Source organism: Parasutterella excrementihominis YIT 11859, assembly GCF_000205025.1.
Taxonomy (GTDB): Bacteria; Pseudomonadota; Gammaproteobacteria; order Burkholderiales; family Burkholderiaceae_F; genus Parasutterella; species Parasutterella excrementihominis.
This window is the reverse complement of record NZ_GL883746.1, coordinates 1-3,978: the sequence shown is the minus strand read 5'-3', so window position 1 is coordinate 3,978 and position 3,978 is coordinate 1. Positions and strand designations below refer to the sequence as shown.

The following is a 3,978-nucleotide window of genomic DNA, read 5'->3' as shown; positions in this document are numbered from 1 at the left end:
ACGCTGAAGGCAAAGCGCGGACAATCGTTCCGCGCGGAAGCCTTCATGGGAATTATGCGCTCGGAGGTGCTGAATCGCCTGAAGGCGTCGCATCCTGAGCTGGAAGTGAACAACACCTACGGTTATCGGACTAAGCACGCACGGATCGCGAACGACATCGCTAAGTCGCATTGTGCAGATGCTTTCTGCATCGCCGGCAACCTCGGCGCCGAAAGGCTCTGCGAATTCTTCTTCCAGAAGCAGACGCGCCGGAACAACCGGCAGATTCACAAGCTCTCCATCCTCAAAGGCGGCATTCGAAAGCGCAATCAGGCTCCCTTTGAGGTCAAAGGCTTCCGTCTTTTTGACAAAGTTGCCTGCCAGGGAGAAGAAGGCTTCATTTTCGGCCGTCGATCATCCGGGTTCTTTGATGTTCGGAAGCTTGACGGAACCCGAATTTCAGCCGGCATCAGCTGCAAGAAGCTGCATCTGCTGGAAAAGAGACGAACCTATTTAACAGAAATTCGAAAGGAAGAGGCGCTTCCTGCCCTGCCTGAAGGCAGGGGGCTCCGCGCCTAAATTTGATGAATTGGAGATCACTGAAAATCCCGACATCGAGGAACCGGGAGCTGCGGTAATCGTTAGGACGACAGGACGGAATCCTACGGTATTCAGTGAAATTGCTCAGTACGGTGACACCTCTGAAGCACTGGCAAGAAGTCTCGGCAAACAGATTAGAGGTTTTCTTGCGGCATCAGCATCGATTGAAACTCATTTAGCTGACCAGATCATTCTTCCGCTTTTCTTTACAGCAGGAGGGAGCTTTTTAACCAAGGGCTCATCAGAGCATCTTGAAAGCTGCATCAAGGTTCTGGAATTGTTTACAGGTCAAAAAGTAAAGACAGAAAAAGACGGAAAGTGCCTGGTCGTCAACGTGCCTAAATTTAAGAGAGAGAATCATGATTAAAGGAAAAGATTTAGAGGAATTGAAAGTTCCCAAAGTTGCCGAGATCAGAGCAAAACTCTATGAAGCCCTCGGAAAATCCTATGCAGCCGGTAAAAAGGATTCTGAATTAAAACCTCTGGTCGGCAAACTGGCGGTATCTGCCAATCCGACAGAAGTCTTGGAGCAGGTAGATATCCCGAAAGAAGTTAGAGAAAATTTCAAAGTTGCAGCCGAAGAACTGGAGAAATTCCGAAGTGGCCGAATCGTTTACAGCGAGAGGAAAGAAAAGGCACCTTGGAAGTTGTGGGGCACAGAAAAGGTCGAAGCCAGAGCGCTTGAACAGATGGATGAGGCTGTTAGTTTGCCGATTTCCGTCGGAGGCGCTCTGATGCCGGATGCTCACCAGGGTTACGGTCTCCCGATCGGCGGCGTGCTGGCGACTAAAAACGCAGTGATTCCGTATGCTGTCGGCGTGGATATTGCCTGCCGCATGAGAATATCGATTCTTGATATTCCTTACGAAGAATTCGAAAAAGATCGCCGCAAATTCGGCGCAACACTTTTGGATGAAACGCGTTTCGGCGTAGGTGTGACGTTCGAGCCCGGAAAGCGTACGCACAAGGTAATGGAGGATCCGTTATGGAGGAAATCCGGCGTCGTCAAAGAGAATTTCAAGCGTGCAGCTTCTCAGTTGGGAACGAGCGGTCACGGAAACCATTTCGTTGAATTCGGAAAGCTCATGGTGGAGAACGACGTTGATGAACCGACCTTAAAAATTAAGGCCGGGATCTATACAGCGCTTTTGTCTCACTCCGGAAGCCGAGGCTTAGGCCTGCATGTTGCGAATCACTTCTCTGAACTGGCTCAGCAGCTCCATCCGGAACTGCCTGAGAACTTAAAGCGTTTGGCTTGGCTGGAATTAGATTCTCAGGAAGGAAAAGATTACTGGGAGGCCATGGAGCTCTGCGGTAAATACGCTGAAGCCAACCATGAGCTGATCCATGAGAGCGTGATCGGAGCTTTAGGCTGCGGCGTATTGGGTTTTGTAGAAAACCACCACAACTTCGCCTGGAAAGAGATGTATGACGGAGAAGAACTCATTGTGCATCGAAAAGGCGCAACGCCGGCCGGCAAAGGTAAGTTAGGTGTGGTGCCGGGATCTATGGGTTCGCCCGGATTCATTGTTCGAGGTAAAGGAAATGCGAAATCTTTCAATTCCTGTTCTCATGGCGCAGGCAGAGTGATGAGCCGAGCGGCTGCTTTCAGAACCTTGAAACATGCCGATATGAAAAAGATCCTCAAGGAACAGGGCATCTCTTTGATCGGAGGAACCCTGGACGAATCTCCTGAAGTCTATAAAGACATCAATAAGGTGATCGACGGCCAGAGAGATTTGGTGGATGTCCTGGCGAAATTCGAGCCGAAGCTTGTCCGTATGGCTGCTGAAGGCAACCAGTGGAGCAACAAAAAGAAGAAGAAAAAGCCGGAGAACAAAGGTGATGAAGATGTTTGTATGTAGGGAGGGCATCTGTTCCATCCGGCTTAAAACGGATAGGCAGAAACAACAAGAGGCAGCTGGCTGCCTCTTGTTGAATCAGATCAGTCTAAAACTAGATCAGCATCAGCGAACGGAGGTAAGTAGCGATAATGGCAATTACCATGACGGGGATGGATCTTCTGATCAAATCAAACGGATTGAGTCCGCTCAAACCTGCAATAGCAATCGTCACACCTGCGATCGGGCTGGAAGAACGAGCCATACCGGAGGCTAACTGGAGCGGAGAAATCATGAATGCAGCGTTCAAACCAACTTTGGCTGCGATATCCGGAATCATTGGAGCGAAGCTGAAGAAAGCAGCGTTGCCGGAGCCCATCACGAAGGCGGAACCGACGACGATGAGGAACATAACGGTGAAGACAGCGTAACCGCCAGCCTGCATACCGGAAACGGAGTTGATGATTTCAGCAATACCGCCGGATTTCGTTAAACCAGCTGCGAACACTTCCGCGCAGACAATCAGGAAGACGGTGGAGGTAAAGACCTTACCCATACCCTGAGCAAAGGTCTTGATCGTGCCGATGGATTCTTTGAGGTTCATTCTTCTGATGCCGTCAAGGATGAGGGCAACGAAAGTGGAGACCAGCAGGGCAGTCACAACTTCCATGCGGATGCCTTTGTACATCAGCGGAGAGAAGACGAACAGGAGGATAACCGGGATCAGCGGGAAGAGTGCGTACCAAAGCGGAGCGTTTTCGGCTTTGGCGTCTTCTTTAGTCAGCTGAGGAACTTCGAAGTCTTCCTTAGTCAGGATGCCTTTGGCGAGGTCTCTCTTATCGAACCAGCGCTGGATAAAGAAGTGGGCAACGAGCATAGCGATAACAGCAACCCAGCCGATGGTCCACTGAACATTCAGGAAAAAGTCCATGACGTGCATCTTTGTGAGATCAGCAGCCAGAAGGTTGTTGCCGCCGGACGGCCCAAAACAACAGCAGCCGCCGACCAAGATGGTTGCTGCGGCAGACTGACGGGAGATACCGCCCATGACCATAACCGGGTAGAGGGAGACCATCAGCAGGAGGGCTAAGCCAGCTGCAGACGGAATGAAAACATTAAGGATTAAGCTCAGAATGAAGCCCAGTGTCATAACGATGTACGGAGCTTTAATCAGCTTGAGCGGCTTAACGCTTAATCTCACCAGGGCGCCGGAAGCACCGATCTGGTCCATAAAGTAAGTGAAGCCGGCGATTGCCATGATGTTCATACCTAAACCGGCTGTTCTTGTCTGAAGCAGGTTGGTAAAGATCTGAATGACATCAAGGGCAGCAAGATGAGTCGCTTTTTTGCCGGTAATTAAAGGGTCCGGGCTGATGCAGGCGACTACCCCTAAAGTAATGAGGCCTACAAATAACAAAGCGCCGGGAGCATAGTACTTTTTGAAAATCAAGTACGCCGCTGCCGCAATCGAAGCAATAACGATGCAGATACTTAACATATAAATTTCCTTGGGCGGTTGAGATAAATAAAGGTTTCTCAATTATTTGTACTATATGCT

The 3,978-nt window shown here is 50.0% G+C and carries 4 protein-coding genes; 3 read left to right on the top strand and 1 reads right to left on the bottom strand.

The window, feature by feature from the left end; genetic code table 11:
• The 3 genes from HMPREF9439_RS09840 to HMPREF9439_RS09830 all read left to right on the top strand — a co-directional run.
• Positions 1-558 (top strand): hypothetical protein (locus HMPREF9439_RS09840; protein WP_008864732.1); only part of this gene is annotated, 558 nt, incomplete at its 5' end.
• A gap of 10 nt (positions 559-568) precedes the next feature.
• The gene (locus HMPREF9439_RS09835) at positions 569-946 is read left to right on the top strand and encodes an RNA 3'-terminal phosphate cyclase (protein WP_008864731.1); all 378 of its coding nucleotides are present in this window, start codon (positions 569-571) and stop codon (positions 944-946) included.
• On the top strand, positions 939-2,444 hold the full coding sequence (locus HMPREF9439_RS09830; protein ID WP_008864730.1) for an RtcB family protein: 1,506 nt from the start codon (positions 939-941) through the stop codon (positions 2,442-2,444). The genes HMPREF9439_RS09835 and HMPREF9439_RS09830 overlap by 8 nt, the downstream gene beginning before the upstream one ends.
• A 91-nt stretch (positions 2,445-2,535) precedes the next feature.
• Here HMPREF9439_RS09830 and dcuC read toward each other — a convergent pair whose 3' ends face one another.
• Entirely contained in the window at positions 2,536-3,918 is a 1,383-nt protein-coding gene (dcuC, locus tag HMPREF9439_RS09825) for a C4-dicarboxylate transporter DcuC (protein ID WP_008864729.1), read from the bottom strand.
• Positions 3,919-3,978 lie beyond the last annotated feature (60 nt).